Origin of the sequence: Corynebacterium bovis DSM 20582 = CIP 54.80 (genome assembly GCF_030408615.1) — a bacterium.
Classification (GTDB): Bacteria; Actinomycetota; Actinomycetes; order Mycobacteriales; family Mycobacteriaceae; genus Corynebacterium; species Corynebacterium bovis.
The window spans coordinates 1,283,783-1,305,633 of the sequence record NZ_CP047187.1 but is presented as its reverse complement, the minus strand read 5'-3'; the positions used below and the strand labels follow the sequence as shown (position 1 = coordinate 1,305,633).

Annotated in this window: 18 protein-coding genes; 5 read left to right on the top strand and 13 right to left on the bottom strand. The window is 73.8% G+C overall.

Going from position 1 to position 21,851, the window contains the following annotated elements; all coding sequences use genetic code 11:
- The first annotated feature begins 3 nt into the window (after positions 1 to 3).
- Entirely contained in the window at positions 4 to 1,011 is a 1,008-nt protein-coding gene (locus tag CBOVI_RS05215) for a FecCD family ABC transporter permease (RefSeq protein WP_010264331.1), read from the top strand.
- Positions 1,012 to 1,033: 22 nt separating this feature from the next.
- Positions 1,034 to 1,873, top strand: a complete 840-nt coding sequence (locus CBOVI_RS05210) for an ABC transporter ATP-binding protein (RefSeq protein WP_010264334.1) — start codon at positions 1,034 to 1,036, stop codon at positions 1,871 to 1,873.
- A 64-nt stretch (positions 1,874 to 1,937) separates the two neighbouring features.
- On the opposite strand, the gene CBOVI_RS05205 is transcribed toward CBOVI_RS05210, so the two are convergent.
- From CBOVI_RS05205 to CBOVI_RS05195, 3 genes are all read right to left on the bottom strand, one after another.
- The gene (locus tag CBOVI_RS05205) at positions 1,938 to 4,655 is read right to left on the bottom strand and encodes an ExeM/NucH family extracellular endonuclease (RefSeq protein ID WP_010264337.1); all 2,718 of its coding nucleotides are present in this window, start codon (positions 4,653 to 4,655) and stop codon (positions 1,938 to 1,940) included.
- Positions 4,656 to 4,881: 226 nt separating this feature from the next.
- The gene (hisS, locus tag CBOVI_RS05200) at positions 4,882 to 6,123 is read right to left on the bottom strand and encodes a histidine--tRNA ligase (RefSeq protein ID WP_050798170.1); all 1,242 of its coding nucleotides are present in this window, start codon (positions 6,121 to 6,123) and stop codon (positions 4,882 to 4,884) included.
- 111 nt (positions 6,124 to 6,234) lie between these two features.
- Positions 6,235 to 6,924, bottom strand: a complete 690-nt coding sequence (locus tag CBOVI_RS05195; RefSeq protein WP_010264026.1) for an MBL fold metallo-hydrolase — start codon at positions 6,922 to 6,924, stop codon at positions 6,235 to 6,237.
- A gap of 174 nt (positions 6,925 to 7,098) precedes the next feature.
- Between CBOVI_RS05195 and CBOVI_RS05190 the strand changes: the two genes are divergently transcribed.
- Positions 7,099 to 7,989, top strand: coding sequence for a peptidylprolyl isomerase (locus CBOVI_RS05190; RefSeq protein ID WP_010264021.1), 891 nt, complete (start codon positions 7,099 to 7,101; stop codon positions 7,987 to 7,989).
- A 73-nt stretch (positions 7,990 to 8,062) separates the two neighbouring features.
- Here the strand turns inward: CBOVI_RS05190 and CBOVI_RS05185 are convergent, their stop codons facing one another.
- The 9 genes from CBOVI_RS05185 to ruvC all read right to left on the bottom strand — a co-directional run bounded on the left by CBOVI_RS05185 (position 8,063) and on the right by ruvC (position 19,259).
- Positions 8,063 to 10,300: a RelA/SpoT family protein gene (locus CBOVI_RS05185; RefSeq protein ID WP_221190577.1), complete on the bottom strand. Its 2,238-nt coding sequence runs from the start codon at positions 10,298 to 10,300 to the stop codon at positions 8,063 to 8,065.
- A 23-nt stretch (positions 10,301 to 10,323) separates the two neighbouring features.
- Positions 10,324 to 10,947 (bottom strand): adenine phosphoribosyltransferase, encoded by a 624-nt coding sequence (locus CBOVI_RS05180; protein ID WP_010264012.1) that lies wholly within the window; start codon positions 10,945 to 10,947, stop codon positions 10,324 to 10,326.
- A 62-nt stretch (positions 10,948 to 11,009) separates the two neighbouring features.
- Positions 11,010 to 12,764 (bottom strand): ABC transporter substrate-binding protein, encoded by a 1,755-nt coding sequence (locus tag CBOVI_RS05175; protein ID WP_010264008.1) that lies wholly within the window; start codon positions 12,762 to 12,764, stop codon positions 11,010 to 11,012.
- 5 nt (positions 12,765 to 12,769) lie between these two features.
- The gene (gene secF / locus CBOVI_RS05170) at positions 12,770 to 14,068 is read right to left on the bottom strand and encodes a protein translocase subunit SecF (protein ID WP_221190578.1); all 1,299 of its coding nucleotides are present in this window, start codon (positions 14,066 to 14,068) and stop codon (positions 12,770 to 12,772) included.
- 161 nt (positions 14,069 to 14,229) lie between these two features.
- The gene (gene secD / locus CBOVI_RS05165; RefSeq protein ID WP_125187061.1) at positions 14,230 to 16,221 is read right to left on the bottom strand and encodes a protein translocase subunit SecD; all 1,992 of its coding nucleotides are present in this window, start codon (positions 16,219 to 16,221) and stop codon (positions 14,230 to 14,232) included.
- A gap of 248 nt (positions 16,222 to 16,469) precedes the next feature.
- Positions 16,470 to 16,976: a preprotein translocase subunit YajC gene (gene yajC, locus CBOVI_RS05160; RefSeq protein WP_010272581.1), complete on the bottom strand. Its 507-nt coding sequence runs from the start codon at positions 16,974 to 16,976 to the stop codon at positions 16,470 to 16,472.
- Between the two features lie 65 nt (positions 16,977 to 17,041).
- Positions 17,042 to 18,151, bottom strand: a complete 1,110-nt coding sequence (gene ruvB / locus CBOVI_RS05155) for a Holliday junction branch migration DNA helicase RuvB (protein WP_010272583.1) — start codon at positions 18,149 to 18,151, stop codon at positions 17,042 to 17,044.
- Positions 18,148 to 18,771 (bottom strand): Holliday junction branch migration protein RuvA, encoded by a 624-nt coding sequence (ruvA, locus tag CBOVI_RS05150; RefSeq protein WP_029158008.1) that lies wholly within the window; start codon positions 18,769 to 18,771, stop codon positions 18,148 to 18,150. Before ruvA ends, ruvB begins: the two co-directional genes overlap by 4 nt.
- Complete coding sequence (gene ruvC, locus CBOVI_RS05145) at positions 18,768 to 19,259, bottom strand: crossover junction endodeoxyribonuclease RuvC (RefSeq protein ID WP_043362763.1); 492 nt, start codon at positions 19,257 to 19,259, stop codon at positions 18,768 to 18,770. Before ruvC ends, ruvA begins: the two co-directional genes overlap by 4 nt.
- 370 nt (positions 19,260 to 19,629) lie before the next feature.
- On the opposite strand from ruvC, the gene CBOVI_RS05140 reads away from it, so the two are divergent.
- Together CBOVI_RS05140 and CBOVI_RS05135 are read left to right on the top strand one after the other, a co-directional pair.
- A complete protein-coding gene (locus tag CBOVI_RS05140; protein WP_010272588.1) occupies positions 19,630 to 20,169 on the top strand; it encodes a DUF3817 domain-containing protein in 540 nt (179 codons plus the stop codon).
- Positions 20,170 to 20,333: 164 nt separating this feature from the next.
- Positions 20,334 to 20,891, top strand: a complete 558-nt coding sequence (locus tag CBOVI_RS05135; protein ID WP_010272590.1) for a methylated-DNA--[protein]-cysteine S-methyltransferase — start codon at positions 20,334 to 20,336, stop codon at positions 20,889 to 20,891.
- A 67-nt stretch (positions 20,892 to 20,958) separates the two neighbouring features.
- Here CBOVI_RS05135 and CBOVI_RS05130 read toward each other — a convergent pair whose 3' ends face one another.
- Complete coding sequence (locus CBOVI_RS05130; protein ID WP_010272592.1) at positions 20,959 to 21,708, bottom strand: YebC/PmpR family DNA-binding transcriptional regulator; 750 nt, start codon at positions 21,706 to 21,708, stop codon at positions 20,959 to 20,961.
- Between the last annotated feature and the right edge of the window lie 143 nt (positions 21,709 to 21,851).

Here is a 21,851-nt window from a genome sequence, read left to right as displayed (position 1 = left end):
GGCATGTCCCCCACGGCCGTCACTGCCCACCCGCCCCGCCGGACCCGCCGCACCCGCGTCGTCACCGCCTGCCTCCTCGCCGCACTGGTCGTCCTCGCGGTGACCGGACTGCTTCTCGGCGACTACCCGCTGACCCCGCCCCGGGCCGTCGCCGCGCTGGTCGGCCTCGGCGACGACCGCCTCGCGGTGTTCTTCGTCCAGCAGCAGCGCGCCCCCCGCGTCGTCGCCGGGGCGGTCGTCGGCGCGGCCCTCGGCGCGTCCGGGGCGATCATCCAGTCCCTCTCCCGCAACCCCCTGGGCAGCCCGGACATCATCGGTTTCACCGTAGGGTCCGCGACCGGTGCCCTGCTGGCGATCACCGTCCTGGGGACGACGCCCACCGGCACGGCCGCCGGTGCGGTCGTCGGTGGGGCCGCGGCCGCCGTGCTCATCACCGCCCTCGGCTGGCGCAGCGGCGTCACCGGGCCCCGCCTCGTGCTCGTCGGGATCGGGGTGTCCGCGGTCCTCCACGCGCTGAACTCCCTGCTCCTCGTCCGGGCCTCGCTCACGGCCGCGCAGACGGCCGCCCTGTGGCTGGCCGGGTCGTTGGCCGCGGTGACGTGGGCGACGGCGGCCGGTGCGCTCGTCGCCGTCGGCGTCCTCCTCGCCGTCGCGTGGACCCAGGAGCGCACCCTCAACGCCCTCGCCCTCGGCGACGAGCTGGCGACGGGCCTCGGCGTCCGCGTCGAGCGTCGCCGCCTGGGCCTCGTGGCGCTCGGGGTGGCGCTCGTCGCGGTCGCCGGACCTGTCGCGTTCGTCGCCCTCGCCGCCCCGCACAGTGCCCGGCTGCTCACCCGCACCGGCGGCGCGGGGGTCGTGACGTCGATGGTCCTCGGGGCCGTCCTCGTCGTCGGCTCGGACATCGTCGCCCAGCGCATCTTCGCCCCCGTCCAGCTCCCCGTCGGCGTCGTCACCGGCGTGCTCGGCGGCGTCTACCTGCTCTACCTCCTCACCCGTCAGCGCCACACCTAGAGACCGTCAGGAGCCCACCCCCGTGACCAGCGCCCACCTGTCCCCGTCGGACCCGGTCGAGGACACCCCGCCCCGGCTCAGCACCCGCTCGCTGTCGGGCGGCTACGCCCGCCGGCCGGTGCTCCACTCCGTGGACGTCACCGTGCCCGACGGCGGGTTCACCGTCATCGTCGGGCCGAACGCGTGCGGGAAGTCGACCCTGCTGCGGAGCCTCGCCCGGATGCTCCCCGTCCGGGAGGGGCAGGTCGTCCTCGACGGCCGGCCGATCACCGACTACCGGACGAAGGAGGTCGCCCGCCGACTGGCGGTGCTCCCGCAGTCGCCGACGGCCCCCGAGGGCATCACGGTCGGTGACCTCGTCTCCCGCGGCCGCTACCCCCACCAGGGGTTGTTCCGGCAGTGGAGTGCCGACGACCGCCGGGCCGTCGACGCCGCGCTCCGGGCGACGGGGACGGACGGGCTCGCCGACCGCCCGGTCTCGGACCTGTCCGGAGGGCAACGGCAGAAGGTGTGGATCGCCACGGCGCTGGCCCAGGACACCCCGATCCTGCTCCTCGACGAGCCGACGACGTTCCTCGACATCGCCCACCAGATCGAGGTGCTGACCCTCGCCCGCTCACTCCACCGCGAGGGCACGACGGTCGTCATGGTCCTCCACGAGCTCGCGCTCGCCTTCCGCTACGCGACGCACCTCATCGTCATGAAGGAGGGCCGCGTCGTGGCCCAGGGGCCGGTCACCGAGGTCGTGACCGAGGACCTCATCAGGGAGGTCTACGACCTGCCGTGCCGGATCCTCCCGGACCCGGTCAGCGGGCGTCCGATCGTCGTCCCCCTCGACCCGGACGACCCCGACGGGCCGTGAGCCTCCTGCCGGGCACCGGGGACCCCGACGGGCCCGCCGGCACGAACGGTCCCGACGGTGCCGGTCAGCGGCGCTGACCGCCGAACCGGCCCGCGAACCACCCGGCGACCGAGCCCGCCAGCGAGCCCGCCACCGAGCCCACGGTCGACCCGGCACCGGACCCCGCCCCGGACCCGGGCGGTGTCGTCACCGGTGCACTGCCCGGGACGCTGCCCGGTGCACTCCCCGCCGGTGCACCGGGCTCCGCCGGCGGCCGCCGGTCCCCGTCCAGAGCCAGACCGACGACCACCGGGTCGTGGTCCGACGCCCGGAACATGTCCGGCGCGTAGAAGTCCACGGCGTTCGCCCGCCGCCGGGAGTACTCGAACGCCGGGGACTCGTCGGCGTTGATGTCCCACACGTCCGCCCCGGTCGTCAACGCGAGGCCACGCGGGTTGGCGAGGACGTGGTCGAGGGAGCCGACCCGGCCGCCGAAGAGGTAGGACTCCCCGGCGCCGTACCGCTCCCCGATGTCGGTGAATCCGGCGTCGAGCAGCGTCGTCACCGAGTCCTCCCGCGCGTACGAGTTGAGGTCGCCGATGATGAACTGGGCGGTGTCCCGCCAGTCCTCCTGCGCCGCGAGCCAGTCCCGCAGCGCCTCCGCCTGGGCGACGCGCAGCCGGGCGTTCGCGCCCTGCCCGTCACCGGTGTCCCGGTCGCCCCGGGCGACGGAGCCCTTCGACTTGAAGTGGTTCACCGAGACGACGAACGGCTCGCCCCCGCCCGCCGGGGCGAACTCCTGGGCCAGCGGCTGCCGGGCGATGCCGGTGAACGCCTCTGAGTCGAGGATGCGGGACTCCCCGACCGGGGTGACGCGCTCCGGGTTGTAGATCAGGGCGGTGCGGATGACGTCCTCGTCCTCCGGGGCCGGCCGGTTCCCGGGGGCCGGCGAGGGCACGGCCCGCCACGTCCCGCCCGCGGCGTTGAGCGCGTCGACGAGGGTGGTCAGCGCCTCGTCCCGGTCGCGGCCGAACGCCGCGCTGTTCTCCACCTCCTCGAGCCCGACGACGGACGCGCCGAGCCCGTTGACCGCCGCGACGATCTTCGCCTGCTGGTCCGCCCGGGCCTCCGGCGTGTACGCGCCGCGGACCGTGCACCGGTCGGCGGTGACGGGGGTGCCGGTGCGGTCGGTGCGGGCGCGGCAGCCGGGCTCGTCCGCGCCGAGGTCGGTGAAGTAGTTGAGGACGTTGACGCTGGCCAGCCGGTCCGACCCGCCGACGGGCGCGGGACCGCCGACCTCCGCGGCGCGGCCGTCGTCCCAGGAGACGGGCAGCTCCGCCCGGGGGGTGAGCCCCGTCACCGGGGTCGTCGGCTGGAGCGACCACGACCCGAACGTGAACCCGAACACGGCCGGCCGGGTGAACCGGACGTGGTCACCGGTGCGCAGCGACCGGATGCCGTCGGCGCTCGCGAGGTAGGGCAGCGGGACGGCCGCGGCGGCGGCGCTGCGGAAGTCGCGCGTCGCCCCGTCGTCGAGGGTGAGCACCCGGCGCCGGTTCGCCTCCTCGACGGCCGCGGCCTCCGCGCCCGGGGCGGCGACCGACGTCGCCTGCGGCAGCGGCCGGTCACCGTCGACGAGGGAGACGGAGCCGTACCGGTCGAGGGAGTAGTTGTCCGTCACGGTGTACGGCGCGGCGGGCTGGACGAGCGTGGACTCGTTGGCCTCCCGGTCGGCGGGGTCCTCCGGCACGGGGTCGGTCACGGGGGTCACCGGCTCCGCGCACCCCGGTTCGGTGGAGGGGTCGACGACGGTCGCCGTCCCCGACACCTGCGTCTGCTCGTGGAACTCCGCGACCTCGCCGACGACGACCGCACAGCGGCCGACCGCCTCCGCGCCCGGGGCGCGGCCCGGTCCGGTGTAGACGAACACCCCCGGCGAGGCCTCGCCGGCGTGGCGGAGCCGCCCGGGGCCGCCGGTCTGGATGACGAGCCCGTCGAGGCCGCCGTCCGGGTACGTCGCCGTGACGATCCCGGCGGTGCGGACCCGCCGGCCGACGAGCGGGGAGGTGTCGCCGGTGCCCTGGATGTCGGTCACGGCGACGGTGGGCACGGCCGGGTCGTCCGGGTCGCCGGGCGCGCCGGGGGTGCCGGCGGGCGGGGTGCCCGGATCCCCCGGCGTCCCGTCGCCCCCGCCGACCGTCGCGTCGCCACCCGAGTACCGCGGCGTCGGCGCACCGACGGTGAGGTCGGCGGCGTTGTCGTCGGTGTCGGTCCCCGCCGCGTCGCGGGAGGCGGACGTCGTGTTCGACACCGCGGGCCCGGGCCGGCCCTCGTGGACCCGCGGCCGGCCGACGCCGACGACGTCGACGGGGTCCGCCCCCGTCCCGAACAGGGCGTCCGAGGACATGAGCACGACCGTCCCCGCACGTCCCCCCATCGCGAGGCGCGGGTCGGTCACGTCGGCGGTGAGGTCGACGGTCCCGCCGGCCCCCGCGGCCCCGGCGACGAGGTAGTACCCGTGGGGCGCGACGGTGCCGTGGAGCGCGGTCCGCCGGTCCGCGGTCGCGGCGGACGCCGTCGCCGGGAGGTACTGGAGGGTCCAGCCGTCGAGACTCACCGGGTGGTCGGTCGGGTTGAACAGCTCGACGAAGTCGCGGGTGAGGGTCGCGCCGGAGTTGCCGCCCCCGCCGTAGTACTCGGAGATGACGACGCCGTCCCCCGCGGGGGTCGCCGTGGCCGGGACGGTCACGGTCACGGTGGTGACGGCGGCCCCGAGAGCGACGGCGGTGAGGGTGGCGGTCACGCGGTGGCGGGGAGCGGGTGGGACGTGGCGGGGTGGTCGGGCGGGCTGCTGCACGGTGGCTCCTGCGTCAGGGGGTCGGGACACCGACAGTGAAGCACCGTCGTGGCCGGCGCGCCCGGCGACGCCCCGCCGCGTCACGGGCTTCCCGCCGAGAGTTCATCACCCGTTCACCGGGGCCGCCGCGGCCCGGCCGCCCCCCCGGCGGGCCGCGGGCCGGACCCGGGTCTCAGCGCCGCTGCGCGACGCGCTCGCCGACGACGCGCACGACGTCACCGAGCTCCTGCTGCTCCTGGTCGTGGCTGCCGAGGTCGCGGAGGGCGACCGTGCCGTCCTCGAGCTCCCGGTCGCCGAGGACGAGCGCGTAGAGGGCGCCGGCCCGGTCAGCCCCCTTCATCGCGCCTTTGAGCCCCCGGTCGCCGTACGCCATGTCCGCGGACACCCCGGCGGCGCGGAGCTCGTCGACGAGCAGGGCCATGCGCCGCTTCGCCGCGGCACCGAGGGCGACGCCGTAGACGTCGACCCTCCGGCCCGTGCCGACGCTCCGGCCCTCCGCCTCGAGGGCGAGCAGCGTGCGGTCGACACCGAGGCCGAAGCCGATGCCCGAGAGGTCCTGTCCCCCGAGCTGAGCCATGAGCCCGTCGTACCGGCCCCCGCCGCCGATGCCGGACTGCGCGCCGAGCCCGTCGTGGACGAACTCGAAGCAGGTCTTCGTGTAGTAGTCCAGCCCACGGACCATCCGCGGGTTCACGGTGTAGGCCACGCCCATGTCGTCGAGCAGCCCGGTGACGGTCTCGAAGTGCTCGCGGGGCCCGTCGGAGAGGTGGTCGAGCATGAGCGGGGCGTCGGCGAGCATCTCGCGCATCTCGGGGCGCTTGTCGTCGAGCACACGCAGCGGGTTGAGCCGGGCGCGGGTGCGGGTGGCCTCGTCGAGGGGCAGCCCGTCGAGGAACCGCTGGAGCGTCTCCCGGTAGCGGGGCCGGCACGTCGCGTCGCCGAGGGAGGTCAGTTCCAGCCGGTAGCCGGTGAGCCCGACGGTGCGGAAGCACCGGTCGGCCAGCGCGATGACCTCGGCGTCGAGCGCGGGGTCGTCGACGCCGACGGCCTCGACCCCGACCTGCTGGAGCTGGCGGTAGCGCCCCGCCTGGGGCCGCTCGTAGCGGAAGAACGGGCCGCTGTAGGCGAGCTTCGCCGGCAGCTGGCCGCGGTCGAGGTTGTGCTCGATGACGGCGCGGATGACGCCGGCGGTCCCCTCCGGGCGGAGGGTGACGCTGCGGCCGCCCCGGTCCTCGAAGGTGTACATCTCCTTGGACACGACGTCCGTCGACTCGCCGACGCCCCGGGCGTACAGCCCCGTCTCCTCGAAGACGGGCAGCTCGATGTGCTGGTACCCGGCCTCGTGGGCGCGGGCGACGAAGGCGTCGCGGACCGCGTGGAACTCGGCGGACGCCGGGGGGACGTAGTCCGGCACCCCCTTCGGGGCGGAGAACGGCTGGCCCGCCGCGGCGGGGGCCTGGGAGGTCGCCGGGGTCTGCTCCGGCTCGGTCGTCGGGGTGCTCGGGCTGTCAGTCACGGTGGCCCATCATAGTCCCCCGGCCTGCCGGAGGAACGGGTTGGTGCGGGTCTCGTGGCCCACGGTCGTGGAGGGGCCGTGCCCGGGGAGGACGACGTCGTGCTCCCCGAACAGCCCCGGCAGCCGCCGCAGTGTCCGGGCCATCGCCTCCGGCGAGCTCAGCGGGAGGTCCGTCCGCCCCACCCCGCCCCGGAAGAGGACGTCCCCGCCGATGACCGTCCCCGCACCCGACTCCCCCTCGCCGGTGGCACCGGGCCGGTGGAGCATGACCGACCCCGGCGAGTGACCGGGTGTGTGGTGGACCGTGTACGTCTCCCCCGCGATGTCGACGGTCTCCCCGTACGGGGTGACGTCGTCGACCGTGAGCGGCACCATGTCCGCGACGCCGAACATCTCCCCCAGCGGCCCCTCGCACATGAGCGGGACCGGCCGGCCGGGGCCGGTCAGCCAGGCGTGGTCCTCCCGGTGGAGCAGCACGGGGACGTCGTGCTCCCGCGCGACCTCCCCCGCGTCGCGCATGTGGTCGATGTGACCGTGGGTGAGGAGCACCCGGTCGACGGTGAGACCGTGCGCGGCGACGACCCGGCGGACCTCCGCGGCCGCCCCGTGGCCGGGGTCGACGACGGTGGCGGTCCCGTCCCGGTGGAGGATGTGGCAGTTCGTCCCGAACGGGCCGACGGTGACGGTGATGAGCTCCATGCGGACCCACTGTACCGGCGGGTGGGGTCACGCCCGCGGGTCACCTGGATCGACCTGCGCCCGACGTGCATAATGTACGGGCACTTCCAGCACGCCCCCGCCGGTGGACGACCACGGGCGGGCCCCGTCCGGCCGGCGGCCGTCGCCCGGACACCGATGAAAGGACCCGGACCGTTGGCTGAAACCCCGTCCGACAACTCACGTCGCCGTGACCAGGCACTCTCTGCGCTCCAGAAGGAGCTCAAGGCGCGGGAGCGCCGGGAGAAGGCCCGCCCCCTCGGGGTCGTCGTCGCCACCCTCGTGGTGATCGTCGTTCTCGTCGGCGGCGTGATCTACCTGACGACACGCGACGGCGGGGACTCCGCGACCGAGGCCTCCGACGCCGCGGCGACGTCGACGACGGACCCGGCCGAGGACACGAAGGCCGCCGCGATGCCCAAGGCCCCGCTGACCCCCTACGGCAAGACCGTGACCTGCGACTACACCAACACCGGTGACGCGGCGAAGCAGGTCAGCCTGCCGAACGGGAAGGACGTCCCCACCTCCGGCACGGTCAAGGTCACCTTCGACACGTCGCAGGGCCAGATCCCGATGACCCTCGACCGCTCGACGTCGCCGTGCACGGTCAACGCGATCGAGCACCTCGTCAAGGCCGGCTACTACAACGACACCGTGTGCCACCGCATCGTCGAGTCCGACGCCCTCAAAATCCTCCAGTGCGGCGACCCGACGGCGAAGGGCTCCGGCGGCCCCGGCTTCTCCTTCGCCGACGAGTTCCCGACGAACGGTGTGAAGCCCGAGGACGCGGAGAAGCCCGTCACCTACGCGCGCGGCACGCTCGCCATGGCGAACTCCGGCAAGGACACGAACGGCTCCCAGCTGTTCATGGTCAGCGGGGACTCGACGCTCCCGCCGAAGTACAACGTCTTCGGCACGATCGCCGACAAGGGCCTGCAGACCCTGGACACGATCAACGACCAGAACAAGGACAACGCGGCGGCGAAGGGCCAGGGCGGCAAGCCCACCCAGGAGGTCCGCATCACCAAGGCGACCGCCGACGCCTGAGCCGGCGGACGGGCGGCGGACGGCCGCCCGACCGGGGCCCCGGCGGTGAGCCGCCCGCGAGGGCGGCCGCCGGTCAGCCCCCGGTCGTCACACGGTAGACGTCGAAGACGCCCTCGACGTTGCGCAGCTGGTTCATGAGGTACCCCAGCTGCTTGGTGTCGGACACCTCGAAGGTGAACCGGCACACCGCCACCCGGTCCTCGGCGACGTGGGTGCTCGTCGCGATGATCGGCACCTTCTGCTCGCTGACGACCCGGGTGACCTCGGAGAGCAGTCCCGTCCGGTCGAGTCCCTCGATCTGCACGGTGACGACGAACACGGCGTTGGCGAACGACGCCGCCCACGACACCTCGACGATCCTCCCGGGTTCCCGGTGGAGCTTCTCCGAGTTCGTGCAGTCCGTCCGGTGGACGGACACTCCCCCGCCCTTCGTGACGAAGCCGAAGATGGCGTCCCCCGGCACCGGGGTGCAGCACTTCGCGAGCTTCGCGGAGAAGTCCGCCTCCCCCTGGACGAGGATGCCGCTGCCGTCGCCGCGCCCCTTCTGCACGGTGTGGTCGAGCCGCGACCGCGTCGTCGTCGGGATCTGGGAGAGCCCGTCGACCTGGTCGTCGTCCCCGAACATCTCGATGAGCCGGTTCGTCACGTGCCCGGCGGTGACGTGCCCCTGACCGATGGCGGTGTACAGCGAACTCACGCTGTCGTGGTGGAGGTCGGCGGCGACGGCCTTGAGCGCACTCGCGGTGAAGAGGCGGTGGACGGGCAGCCCGCCCCGCTGTACCTCGGCGGCGAGCGCGTCGCGCCCCTTCTCCAGGGCCTCCTCCCGCCGCTCCTTGGCGAACCACGCGCGGATCTTGTTCTTGGCCCGGGGGGAGACGACGAAGCTCTCCCAGTCCTTGCTCGGGCCGGCCCCGCTGTCCTTCGAGGTGAAGATCTCCACCTTGTCCCCGGTCTTCAGCGGGGACTCGAGGGCGACGAGCTTGCCGTTGACCTTCGCCCCGATGCACCGGTGACCGACCTCGGTGTGGACGGTGTAGGCGAAGTCCACCGGCGTCGCGCCGGTCGGCAGCGTGACGGCGTCCCCCTTCGGGGTGAAGACGAAGATCTCGTTGGTGGACAGGTCGTAGCGGAGGCTGTCGAGGAACTCGTTGGGGTCGGCGGCCTCCTTCTGCCAGTCGAGGAGCTGCCGCATCCACGCCATCTGGTCGACCTCGGCGTTGTCCCCCCGGTGCGAGCCGCGCGTCTCCTTGTACCGCCAGTGGGCGGCGATGCCGAACTCGGCGTTGTGGTGCATCTCGTAGGTGCGGATCTGCACCTCGAGGGGCTTGGCGTCCGGTCCGATGACGGTCGTGTGGAGGGACCGGTAGACGCCGAAGCGCGGTGAGCTGATGTAGTCCTTGAACCGCCCGGGCATGGGCTGGTAGAGGGAGTGCACGGCGCCGACGGCGGCGTAGCAGTCCCGCACGTCCTCGACGAGGATGCGGATGCCCACGAGGTCGAAGATCTCGTCGAACTCCCGGCCCCGGACGATCATCTTCTGGTAGATCGACCAGTAGTGCTTCGGCCGGCCCACGACCTCGGCGGTGATCGACGACGACCGCATCGCCGCCTGCACCTCGTCGATGACCCCGGCGAGGTACTGGTCACGCTTCGGGGCCCGGTCGGCGACGAGCCGGACGATCTCGTCGTACTTCTTCGGGTAGAGGATGGCGAACGCGAGGTCCTCGAGCTCCCACTTCACCGACGCCATCCCCAGCCGGTGCGCGAGCGGGGCGATGACCTCCAGGGTCTCCCGTGCCTTCTTCGCCTGCTTCTCCGGCGGGAGGAACCGCATCGTGCGCATGTTGTGGAGCCGGTCGGAGACCTTGATGACGAGCACGCGCGGGTCGTGGGCCATCGCGACGATCATCTTACGGATCGTCTCCGCCTCCGCCGCGGAGCCCAGCGCGACCTTGTCGAGCTTCGTCACCCCGTCGACGAGGCGGGCGACCTCGGCCCCGAAGTCCCGTTCGAGGTCGGCGAGGGAGTACTCCGTGTCCTCGACGGTGTCGTGGAGCAGCGCGGCGACGATCGTCGTCGTGTCCATCCCGATCTCGGCGGCGATCGTGGCGACGGCGAGCGGGTGGGTGATGTACGGCTCGCCGGACTTCCGCAGCACGCCCCGGTGGAGGTGCTCCGCCGTCGAGTACGCCCGGTCCAGCAGGTCGAGGTCGGCCCGGGGGTGGAAGGTCCGGTGCACGGCGATGAGCGGCCCGAGCACCGGGTTGACCCGGCTGCGGCCGGTGAGGCTGCGGGCGATGCGGGCGCCCATCCACAGGGAGTTGCGGTCGGTGGTCACAGGTGGGTCTCCTCGCTGCGGGTCAGGGTGGTGTCCCGCACCGCGGTGGCGCCGACGGCGCCGGGGCGGTCGTCGTCCCGGTCGCCGGCGACGTACAGGGGCAGGTCGGGGAACCGGTCCCGTCCGCCGAGGCCCGGCACCTCGAGGACGACGGCGAGTCCGCAGACGACCGCCCCCGCGCGCTCGAGCAGGGCCCGCGACGCCGCCATCGTGCCGCCCGTGGCGAGGACGTCGTCGACGAGGACGACCCTCCGACCCTCGAGGGGCACCCCGGAGGCGGGGATCTCGAGGGCCGCGGTGCCGTACTCCAGGGCGTAGTCCTCGTGGTGCACCGGCGGCGGCAGCTTCCCCGCCTTCCGCACGGCGAGGATCCCGGTGCCGAGGGCCCGCGCGACGGCCGAGCCGACGAGGAAGCCCCGCGCGTCGAGTCCGGCGACGAGGTCCGGCGCGCATTCCCCGACCGCGGCGGCGAGGTCGTCGACGACGACCCGGAAGCCGTCCGGGTCGGCGAGGACCGGGGTGAGGTCGCCGAAGGTCACCCCCGGCGAGGGGAAGTCGGGGACGACGCGGGTCAGCGCCGTCAGCGCCTCCGTCGCGGTGCTGAACCGGGTCTCCGTCATCGCTACCTCCACTGCGTCGCTCCGCACGGGCGGACTGCTCAGGATAGTCAGCGTAGCCGACGTCACGCCTGCGGCGAAGCGGACGGCTCCGCGGAGGACACGGGGGCGTCGTGCTCCACCCACCGGTCCATGTTCCAGCTCAGCCCGGCTTCACCGGGATTGTCGACGACGTTGGCGACGTGGTCGTTGACGGCGATCGCGCGGGGCTCCGTCGTCAGCGGGATCGTCGCCGTCTGCGTGTCGAGCTCCTCCTCGGCCCGGCGGATGTCGCCGAGCGGGGAGAAGACCGACACGGGCGAGTCCGGGTTCTGGGCGAAGGACGACCGCGCGTCGAGCACGGCGTCGTAGTCCACGCCGAGCTGCCCGAGGTCGTCGGCGGTGCGGGGCACGGGGACGACGGTGACGCCGGCCTCGGCGCAGGACCCGGCGAGGGCCGTGACCATCGGCGCGTACCGGCTGATGTCGCCGAGGAACCCGATGCGCACCGTCGCCCCGTCGAGCGCGGCCTTCGCCGCGTCCCGGTCCACCGCCGTGGCGCGGCCGTTGATGTCCGCGAGCCGCGGGGCGAGGGGGTGCGACGGGGCGATGACGCGCAGCCCCGTCGGCGTGACGTCGACGCCGGTGGTCTGCTGGACCGCGTGGACGACCGCGGCGCGGTCGATGCACCGCGCGAACGCGGACCGGTTCTCCGCCGGGGCGAACACCCCCTGGTCGGACAGGCGGAGGCCGTCGACCCGCGTCCCGGCGGCCGTCGAGAACCGGAGCCCGGCACCTGAGAACCCGGTGTCTCCCCCGTCGGCGTCGCGGACCGTCGGCGGGAGGTCGGCGATGACGAGCTGGCGGTCGGCGATGATCCGGCGGTAGTCCACCCCGGCGGGCCACATGACGACCGAGCCCTGACCCGGGGCGTCGCCGCGCCAGGCGGGGTTCGGCTCGAGGGTGAGTGACCCGTCGGCGCGCCGGCCGGTGATCCGGTACGGCCCGGCGGTCGGCACCGTCGCGGGGTCGGTAGTGGCGAGGGTGAAGGTGTCGCGCCACGCGGCGCCGAGCCGGTCGAGGGTGTCGGGGTCGCCGGAGGAGAGCAGGGACACGACGTCCGGCTGTCCGGTGCCGGCGGTCTCCCCGGCCGCGTCCGCACCCGTCGTCCCGGCGTCGCCGGAGGCGTCGGCCGGGGAGTCGGCCCCGGCCCCGGCCCCGTCGGGCGCGGCGTCGCCGAAGCCCGCGTGGGCGACGACGGTGTGGGCCGGAAGCACCTGACCGATGCCGAACAGCTCCCGGTAGCGGCCGGCGTGCCCCGGGGTGAAGGTGACGCGGAAGGTCCGCGACCCAGGGGTGCAGTCGACGGAGGTCACCGACCGGTACACCGGCATGTCCGAGCCGAAGGCGGCGGGGTTCACCCCGGCGGCCCACGCGAGGTAGAAGTCGTCGCAGGTGACGGGGACGGAGTCGGAGAACGTCGCGGCGTCGGCGACCGTGTAGTCGACCGCGTCGGCGGGGGCGTCGGGTCCCGGCGGGACGGGCGCGGCGGTGACGAGGTCGGCGTTCGGCAGGAGCTGCCCGTTCGGCCCGTTGAGGAACGCGCCCGGGTAGAGCCGGGCAGAGATCTTCGCCGCGTCGGTGGCGACGCCGACCGCGCTGCCCGCGTTCGTCGTGACGAGCGGGACCGGCAGCGCGTAGCCGAAGGCCGGCTGCGGGGCGTCCGGGCCCGGGTCGTCACGGGTGCCGCACGCGGCGAGGCCGGCCCCGGCGGTGACCAGGGCGGTGACGACGGCCGGGACGACCCGGGCCCGACGGAGGTGGGGGAACCGGGGAGGCATCGGCCCTACATCCCCGGTCGCCAGGAGCGGCCGCTGTCCGTCGTCGGGGTCGAGGGCGGGCGCACGGTCCGGCGGGCGGTGCCGGCGCCGTCGCCGGGGGTCGTGTCGTCGGTGACGGTGGGGTCGCCGGCGGGGGCGTCCCCGTCGGTCCCGGAGGTGAGGACCGACGACGACCGCGCCACGACCGCGCCCCGGTCGGCGGCGGCGGTGGCCGCGGGGTCGACGGCGGTGGCGGCACCCGTTCCCGGCTCCCCCGCCGTCGCCGTGGCTGCGCCGTCGGCGGGCCGGTCGCCGGACACGTCGGCCCGGCCGAGCGGGCCGGCACCCGAGGCCGCGAGCTCGCGGGCCCGGGCGACCTTCGCGTCGTGCTCCCGGTACGCCTTCTGCACGGACTTCAGGGTCACGAGCAGCGGCGAGGCGAGGAAGATCGAGCTGAACGTGCCGGCGATGACGCCGATGAGCTGGACCAGCGCGAGGTCCTTCAGCGTGCCGACACCCATGAGCCACACGGCGACGACGAGGAGCGACGCGATGGGCACGATGGAGAACAGGGACGTGTTGATGGACCGCATGACGGTCTGGTTGACCGCGAGGTTCACCTGCTCCCCGTACGTCGACCGGGTCGACCCGAACACGTCCGCCGTGTTCTCCCGCACCTTGTCGAAGACGACGACGGTGTCGTAGAGGGAGTACGCGAGGATCGTCAGCAGGCCGATGACGGTCGCCGGCGAGACCTCGAAGCCCACGAGGGAGTAGATGCCGGACACGACGATGAGGTCGACGAGGAGCGCGACGATCGCCGAGATCGCCATGTCCCGTTCGAAGCGGATCGCGATGTAGGCGAAGATCAGCAGCAGGAACACGCCGAGGGCGATGACCATGCGCTTCGTGATCGACCCGCCCCAGGACTCGGAGACCGTGGAGTCGCCGATGGAGTCGGGGGTGACCTGCCCGTTGTTGTCCTTCGGGTGGAAGGCGTTGAAGAGGGCCACCCGGGCCTTGTCGACCTGCTCGTTGCTCAGGCGCTCGGAGGTGATCTCGATGGTCTGGCTCGCCCCGGAGCCGACGACCTGGGTGGACTGCGCCTCGACGCCGGTGGCGTCGTGGAACGTGCGGCTGACCGAGGTCTCGTCGGCGCCGTTGTCCGGGGGCACGGTCATGCGGGTGCCGCCCTCGAAGTCGATGCCGAGGGAGAACCCGCGGACGAGGATCGTCACGAGGCACGCGACGACGACGATCCCGAAGATCGTGAACCACCGGCGGCGGTGGCCGACGAAGGCGAACCCGCCCTCGCCGTTGTACATGCGCTCGAGGAAGCCGGCGGGCCGGTCGGCGGCGGCGTCGGCCCGGGCGGTGTCCGCCGACGGGGCGGTCGCGTCGGGGCCGGGGGCGGTGGTCGTCCCGGAGGATGTCGGGTCGGTCACGGGGACAGCTCCGTTCGGATCGTGCGGATCGTTCGGGGTGCTCATGATCGGTCGTCCTTTCCGGTCGCCGTCTCGGGGGCGTCCGTGCCGGGGGTGTCCGTGCCGACGCTGTCCTGCGCCGGCGTGGCCGTGCCCGGGGTGTCTGTGCCGGCGGTGCCGGACGCCGGGGTGGCCGTGCCGGTCACGTCGCCGGTCGCCGGCGTGGCGTCGGAGGCGTCGGCCCCGGACCCGGCGTCGGCCGCCGGCCGGGCGGCGGGCCGCGGTGCCGCGGCGGCGCGGCGCTCGGCCTCCCGGCGGTTCCGGCGGGACGAGCGGAAGGCGGAGCCGAGCCCGTTGAGGGCCGGTCGGGCGAAGGCCTCCCGGCGGGACAGGAGGATCACGAGCGGGGCCGTGACGAGGAACGCGACGACGATGTCGAAGAAGGTCGTCAGGCCCAGGGTGAAGGCGAAGCCCTTGACCTCGCCGATGGCGAGGAAGTACAGGACCACGGCGGCGACGAGGGAGACCATGTTGCCGGTGACGACCGTCGAGCTCGCCCGCTTCCATGCGCGCGGGACCGCGGACCGGAAGGTCGACCCCTGGTGGATCTCGTCCTTGATCCGCTCGAAGTAGACGACGAACGAGTCCGCCGTCGTCCCGACGCCGATGATGAGGCCGGCGATGCCGGCGAGGTCGAGGCTGTACCCGATCCAGCGTCCGAGCAGCACGAGGGTGCCGTAGATGAGCACGCCCGAGGCGACGAGGGACAGCAGGGCGACGACGCCGAGCCCGCGGTAGTACGCCAGGGCGTACAGGGCGACGAGCACGAGGCCGACGATGCCGGCGATGAGGCCGGCGCGGAGCGAGGCGAGGCCCATGGTCGGCGAGATGGTCTGGGCGGTTCCGCCCTGCTCCCCGTTCTCACCGGTGAAGCTCAGCGGCAGCGCACCGTAGCGCAGGTTGTTCGCCAGGTCCTGCGCCTCCTTCTCCGAGAAGTCGCCGGTGATCTGGGTCGTCGACCCGGCCGGGGTGGCCTCGCGGATCTGCGGGGCGGAGATGATGTGGCTGTCGAGCGTGATGGCGATCGCGTTGCCGAGGTTCTTCTGCCCGATGTCGGCCCACGTCTCGCCGCCGGGGTTGTCGCCGCCGGTCTTGAACTTGAACGTGATCTCGACCTGCCCGGTCTGCGGGTTGAGCCCGCCCTGGACGCTGTCGTTCTCGACGAGGTCACCGGTGAGCCGACGGCCGTTCTGCTCGTCGGTCTCCCCCTTGAGCAGCGGGACCGGGGCGAGCAGCTGCGGCCCCTGGTCACCGCACGCCACGAGGGGCTTGCGGGGGTCGTCGGCACCGGCGAGCGGGTCGGACGGGCCGCAGGTGAGGAGCGCGGCGGAGGCGAAGAGCGTGTCGGGGTCGTCGCTCTGGCGGTCGGTCTTCATGACGTCGGCCTGCTTGTCCCGCTGCTCCTGCTCCTCGATGGAGTTGCCCGGCTCCTTCGGGGCCGTGGCGTGGACCGTGAGCGGCCCCTCGGGCTTGGGCAGCCCCATCTGCTCCATCTGTCCGGCCATGTCGCCGAGCTTCTTGTTCGCGTCGTCCGGGGTGATGATGCCCGCGGAGACCCACCGGTCGGCGGTGGAGACGAGCGTCGAACCGAAGTTCTTCGTGGGCTGCGGGCCGCCCTGCGAGACGACCGGGCGGAAGAGGAGCTGCGAGGTCCGGCCCAGGGCCTTGGCCTGGGAGGAGTCCTCGCCGGGGACGGTGATGACGAGGGTGTCGCCGTCGGTGACGACGTCCGCGCCGGAGACACCCATGCCGTTGACGCGGTCCTCGAGGATCCGTCGCGCCTGGTCGAGCTGGTCACCGGTGGGCCGCTCCCCCTGCGGGACGAGCGTCACGCGCGTCCCGCCCTGGAGGTCGATGCCCAGCTTCGGTACGGGGGTCTTCGGGCCGGTGAAGAACACCAGTCCGAAGACGACCAGGACGAGGACGATGAAGCCGAGAAGCGCCTGCACCGGCCACCGTCTGGCCCTGGCGGCGGTCTTCCGCGCTGAGTTCACGCTGTTCTCCTGAGGGTTGTCCGTTGCCTAACCCCCGAGAGTCTATATCCTCCGCCCCCTCACCCCCACCTCGCGACTCACCGTGCCGTCGACCGTGTCCCGCCGCGTCGCCCTGCCCCACCCGGGCGCGGCCCCCGCCGGCCTCTCGGCGCGACCGCAGCGTCCCGCAGCGTCGCCCTGCCCCACCCGGGCCCGCCCCCCGCCGGCCCTCGGCGCGACTGCACCGTCACGGATGCGTCACCGGCGCCTCACGGCCGGTGCTGCCCACCTGTCCCGGGCAGGTCGTCCGGACGCGTGGACCCGGCGTCCCGCGTGGTCGGGTCGACGTCCCGCGGCCGCTCGTCGATGACGACGGGCTCGGCGGTGCCGTCGGCGGTGTCCGCGTCACCGGTCCCCGCGGTCCCGCGGGCGACGTCCGTGTCCGGGGTCTCCCCCGGGTTCTCCCCCGGAGTCTCCGCGGGGGCGACGGGGGCCCCGGCGTCGATCCCGGTCGCGCCGGCGTCGTCGATGAGCTTGAGGACGGCGGCGCGGTCCCATGTCGTCACGACGGACGGGGCGATCTCCAGGTCGACGGTGTGCTCTCCGACGTAGGTCACGACGCCGCGCAGACCGGAGGTCGTCTGGACGATCATCCCCTCACGCAGCTGCGACTGGAACTCCCGGATCGTCTTGAGCTGCCGGGACTGCTTCCGGACCTGCATGAGCGGGATCCCGAGGAAGACCAGGATGATGAGCACGATCAGAATGAATTCCATGCCTCCCAGTGTGCCACACGGGGGCGCGCCCGACGGCCGTTCGGCCGGCACCGGGCCGGCCGCGGTCAGAGCCCCGGGGCCTCCGCGGGGGGCTCCATGCCGAGGTGCCGCCACGCCGCCCCCGTCGCCACCCGACCCCGCGGGGTGCGGGCGATGAGGCCGGCGCGCACGAGGTACGGCTCGCAGACCTCCTCGACGGTCGTAACCTCTTCACCGACGGCGAGCGCGAGCGTCCCGACGCCCACGGGCCCTCCGCCGTGCCCGGTGACGAGCGCGGTGAGCACCGCCCGGTCGAGCCGGTCGAGGCCGCTGCCGTCGACGTCGAAGACGATGAGCGCCGCGCGGGCGACGTCGAGGGTGACGCGGCCGTCGGCGTGGACGTCCGCGTAGTCCCGCACCCGCCGGAGCAGCCGGTTGGCAATGCGGGGGGTGCCACGGGACCGGGAGGCGACCTCGGCCGCCGCCTCGCGGGTGATGTCGACGCCGAGGATCCCCGCGGCCCGGACCACGACCTCGGTGAGGTCGTCGGTGTCGTAGAACTCCATCTGCGCGGTGAAGCCGAACCTGTCGCGCAGCGGCCCGGTGAGCATGCCTGCGCGGGTCGTCGCCCCGACGAGGGTGAAGGGGGCGATGTCGATGGGGATGGACGTCGCCCCGGGGCCCTTGCCGACGATGACGTCGATGCGGAAGTCCTCCATGGCCATGTAGAGCATCTCCTCGGCCGGGCGGGCGATCCGGTGGATCTCGTCGATGAAGAGCACGTCCCCCTCCATGAGGTTGGACAGCATCGCGGCGAGGTCGCCGGCGCGTTCGAGGGCGGGGCCGGACGTCATCCGCAGCGACGTCCCGAGCTCCTGCGCGATGATCATCGCCATCGTCGTCTTACCCAGCCCGGGCGGGCCGGCGAGCAGCACGTGGTCCGGGGCGACCCCGCGCGACCGCGCCCCCCGCAGCACGAGGTCGAGCTGGTGCCTGACCTTCGGCTGGCCGATGAACTCCCGCAGCGACCGGGGCCGCAGGGACAGTTCGGCCTCCGCCTCGGCGGGCAGCTGCGCGGGACGGAGGTCGTCGTTGACCCCCGCGGCGTCGGCGCCCGTCGCGCGCGGTCCGGCGGCCGGGACCGTGGGGCCGGTGGCACCGGAGAGGTCGAACTCGGTCCGTTCGATGTCGCTCACCGCGCACCTCCGCCGATCCGGGCGAGGCTCAGGCGGAGCAGCGTCCCGGTGTCCGCCCCGGGCTCGGCCGCGGCGACCTCACCGACCACGGCCTCGGCCGCGTCCCGGCTGAACCCGAGGCCGGTGAGCGCCTCGACGACCTGCGCGCCGACCGCGTCGGCGGCGACGTCCGGCGCGCCGGACCCGGTGCCGGCCGCCGTGGCGGGCGCGGTCCCGGCGAAGGCGTCGAGCTTCCCCCGGAGGTCGACGGCCATGCGCTCGGCGAGGCGCTTGCCCACCCCGGGGGCCTTCTGGAGGGCCTTGACGTCGCCCGCCGCGACGGCGTCGGCGAGCTCCCCGGGGCTGAGCACGGACATGATGCCCATCGCGAGGCGGGCCCCGACCCCGGAGACACTCTGCACGACGCCGAAGACCTCCCGCGTCGCGGCGTCGGGGAACGCGTACAGCGTCTGCGAGTCCTCCCGCACGACCATCGTCGTGAGGACGTGGGCCTCGCCCCCGCGCGGGAGGTCCGCGAGCGTGCGGGGCGTGGCCTGGCAGAGGTAGCCGACGCCGCCGCACTCGATGACGACGTGGTCGAGCCCCTTGTCCACCACGGTTCCTCGGAGTGACGCGATCACAGTGTGCCTTTCAGTCGTGCATTCATGGGTGCCCTCCAGCAGTGGCAGACGGCGAGGGCGAGGGCGTCCGCCGCGTCCGCCGGTCTCGGTGGTTCCGTCAGGCCGAGGATCCGCGTGATCATCGCCGTCATCTGCTGCTTGTCCGCCCGACCGTTGCCGGACACCGCCTTCTTCACCTCGCTGGGGGTGTAGAGGTGCACGGGGATGTCCCGGCGGGCGGCGCTCAGCATGAGGACGCCCGAGGCGTGGGCGGTGTTCATGACGGTGGACACGTTACCCCGTTCGAAGACGCGCTCGACGGCGACGACGTCCGGCGCGTAGTCGTCCATCCACTCCTCGACGGCGTCCGAGAGCCGCCGCAGCCGCTGGGCGAGTTCGAGGTCGGCCGGGGTGCGCACGACACCGACGGCGACGGGCAGCACGGCCCGTCCCCGCGCGGCCTGGACGACGGACAACCCGCACCGAGTGAGACCGGGGTCGATCCCCATCACCCGGAGTCCGTCGAGGCCGGCCCCCCGGGTCGCACCCGGCACCCCCCGCCGGCCCGCCCCGCCCGGCGGCGGCGGCCCGCCCGTCACCGACCGCACCATCGGCTTCCTCCCGTCCGTCGTCGCACCGGTCCCCCGGATGTCACGGGGACCCATTGTGACGCATTCTCGTACCCCGCGGTCGTCGTCCCGTCACCGACCGACGGCCGCGGGCGGGGCGACCGGCCGGTTCCGACCGGCTCCGGCACACCCCGCAACCGGACCCACGTTAGCACACACGATCGACTGCAGGTCCCCCTCCCGCACCGCCCGGACCCCCGCCGGGACGCCGCCCCCGGCCCCCGCCCGCGGTCGCGGTACTGTGTCCCCCATGTCCTCCACGAGCTCCGCCGTCCCCCGGGGGCCCCGCCCCGCCGCCGACCGCCCGGCCGGTGGTCAGCCCACCCCGTCCTCCCGCGTCTCCCCCCGCTCCCTCTACCGCGTCGTCGCCGTGGTCGAGGCGGTGACCTGGGCACTCCTCATCATCGGCATGGTGCTGAAGTACACCGGCGTCACGGAGGCCGGCGTGCGCGCCGCCGGCCCCGTCCACGGCTTCGTGTTCCTCTGCTTCCTCGCCGCGACCGCGCTCGTCGCCGCGAACGGCCGGTGGGGTGCGGGCCGGATCGTCCTCGGTGTCGTCTCGGCGGTCGTCCCGTTCGCCACGGTCCCCTTCGAACGGTCCGTCGCCGCCCGCGGCGGCCTGTCCGGCGGCTGGCGCTTCCGGGACGACGACGAGCAGCCCCGCTCGGCCGGCCAGCACCTCATGGCGTGGATCGTCCGGTCCCCGGCGCAGGCCGCCGCGGTGGTCGTCGTCGTCATCGTCGTCGTCTTCGTCGCCCTGCTCGTCGTCGGCCCGCCGTTCGGGGGCTGACGGCCGCCCCACCGTTCGGGGACCGGCGGCCGCCCCCCACTGTTCGGGGCCGACGGCCCACCCACTGCCCGGCCCTGACGCGTCCGGGGGCCGACGCATCGGGGGCCGGCCCCCACCGACCCCGCGCGGCACGCCCTCCCCGCACCTCACGTACTGTGGGTCGGATGACCTCCCCCTCGTACCGTTCCCCGGCGCAGGGGCTGACGGTGACCGTGTCCACCCCCGACGGCGCCTTCACCGTCATCGTCGGACACCAGGGGGCCTCCACCCTCTCCCCGGCCGTCCTCGCCGCCGGATGGGTCGACACACCTGAACCGCTGCTCCCGCTCATCCACCCGGACCTGCGCCCGACGTCCCTGCAGCGCGGGGTGGAGGACCCCGTCCTCCGCGACGCCGCCGACGCGGTCCGGGCCTACTACGGCGGGGACCTCCTCGCCCCCGCGTCGATCCCGGTCACGCAGCGCTCGGGCGGATTCCGGGAGCGGGCGTGGCGGGTCCTCCGGGACGTCCCGCCGGGCGAGCCCGTGACCTACGCCGGGTTCGCCCGGATGCTCGGGTCCTCGCGGGCCGTCCGCGCGGCCGCCGGGGCGTGCGCGTCGAACGCCGCGGCCCTGTTCGTCCCGTGCCACCGGGTGCTCCGGTCGGACGGGACCGTGGGCGGGTTCCGGTACGGCACCCCGGTCAAGCAGTCGCTCCTCGACCGGGAGGCCGGCGCCCGCTGACCACGGGTCCGCCGGTCCCCGGTCACCCACGCCCCCCTCCCGGGCGCGCCTGTACCCCCGTCGCCGCTCAGTCGAGCGCGGCGACGACCTCCTCGCTCAGGTCCATGTTGGTGAAGACGTTCTGCACGTCGTCGGAGTCCTCGAGCGCGTCGATGAGGCGCATGATCTTCCGCGCCCCGTCGACGTCGAGCGGCACCTCGACCGAGGCCCGGAAGTCCGGGTCGATCGAGTCGTAGTCGATCCCGGAGTCCTGGAGCGCCCCACGGACGGCGGGGATGTCGGAGGCGTCGCAGACGATCTCGAACTTCTCGCCGAGGTCGTTGACCTCCTCGGCACCGGCGTCGAGCACGGCGAGGAGGATGTCGTCCTCGGTGTGGTCACCCTTGTCGAGCACGGCGACACCCTTGCGGCTGAAGAGGTAGGACACGGATCCGGCGTCGGCCATGCTGCCGCCGTTCTTCGTCATGGCGGTGCGCACGTCGGTCGCCGCCCGGTTCCGGTTGTCGGTGAGGCACTCGATGAGCACGGCCACGCCGTTGGGCCCGTAGCCCTCGTACATGATCGTCTCCCAGTCGGCGCCGCCAGATTCCTCGCCCGAGCCACGCTTCCGGGCACGCTCGATGTTGTCGTTGGGGACGGAGGCCTTCTTGGCCTTCTTGATCATGTCGTCGAGCGTCGGGTTCGCCGCCGGGTCACCACCGCCGGTGCGGGCGGCGACCTCGATGTTCTTGATCAGCTTCGCGAACTCCTTGCCACGCTTGGCGTCGTTCGCGGCCTTCTTGTGCTTCGTGGTTGCCCATTTGGAGTGGCCACTCATCTGCTAACTCTCCGTCACTCGGGTTGTCTGGCTCGGACGGGGGTCCGCGGTCGGTGAGGGGGACGACGCTGTCCTGCGCCGTCCGCGTCCCGGACCGCGTCCCCGGGAGGCACCCGCTGGGACCGGATGCCGACGCACCCACT

Coding starts and splice junctions, on each gene's coding strand:
- CBOVI_RS05215 (WP_010264331.1), top strand. CDS start 4: ATGTCCCCCACGGCCGTCACTGCCCACCCGCCCCGCCGGACCCGCCGC.
- CBOVI_RS05195 (WP_010264026.1), bottom strand. CDS start 6,924: ATGGAGCTCATCACCGTCACCGTCGGCCCGTTCGGGACGAACTGCCAC.
- CBOVI_RS05185 (WP_221190577.1), bottom strand. CDS start 10,300: ATGGGCGCCCGCATCGCCCGCAGCCTCACCGGCCGCAGCCGGGTCAAC.
- CBOVI_RS05180 (WP_010264012.1), bottom strand. CDS start 10,947: ATGACGGAGACCCGGTTCAGCACCGCGACGGAGGCGCTGACGGCGCTG.
- CBOVI_RS05175 (WP_010264008.1), bottom strand. CDS start 12,764: ATGCCTCCCCGGTTCCCCCACCTCCGTCGGGCCCGGGTCGTCCCGGCC.
- secF (WP_221190578.1), bottom strand. CDS start 14,068: ATGTACAACGGCGAGGGCGGGTTCGCCTTCGTCGGCCACCGCCGCCGG.
- yajC (WP_010272581.1), bottom strand. CDS start 16,976: ATGGAATTCATTCTGATCGTGCTCATCATCCTGGTCTTCCTCGGGATC.
- ruvC (WP_043362763.1), bottom strand. CDS start 19,259: ATGGGGATCGACCCCGGTCTCACTCGGTGCGGGTTGTCCGTCGTCCAG.
- CBOVI_RS05140 (WP_010272588.1), top strand. CDS start 19,630: ATGTCCTCCACGAGCTCCGCCGTCCCCCGGGGGCCCCGCCCCGCCGCC.
- CBOVI_RS05135 (WP_010272590.1), top strand. CDS start 20,334: ATGACCTCCCCCTCGTACCGTTCCCCGGCGCAGGGGCTGACGGTGACC.
- CBOVI_RS05130 (WP_010272592.1), bottom strand. CDS start 21,708: ATGAGTGGCCACTCCAAATGGGCAACCACGAAGCACAAGAAGGCCGCG.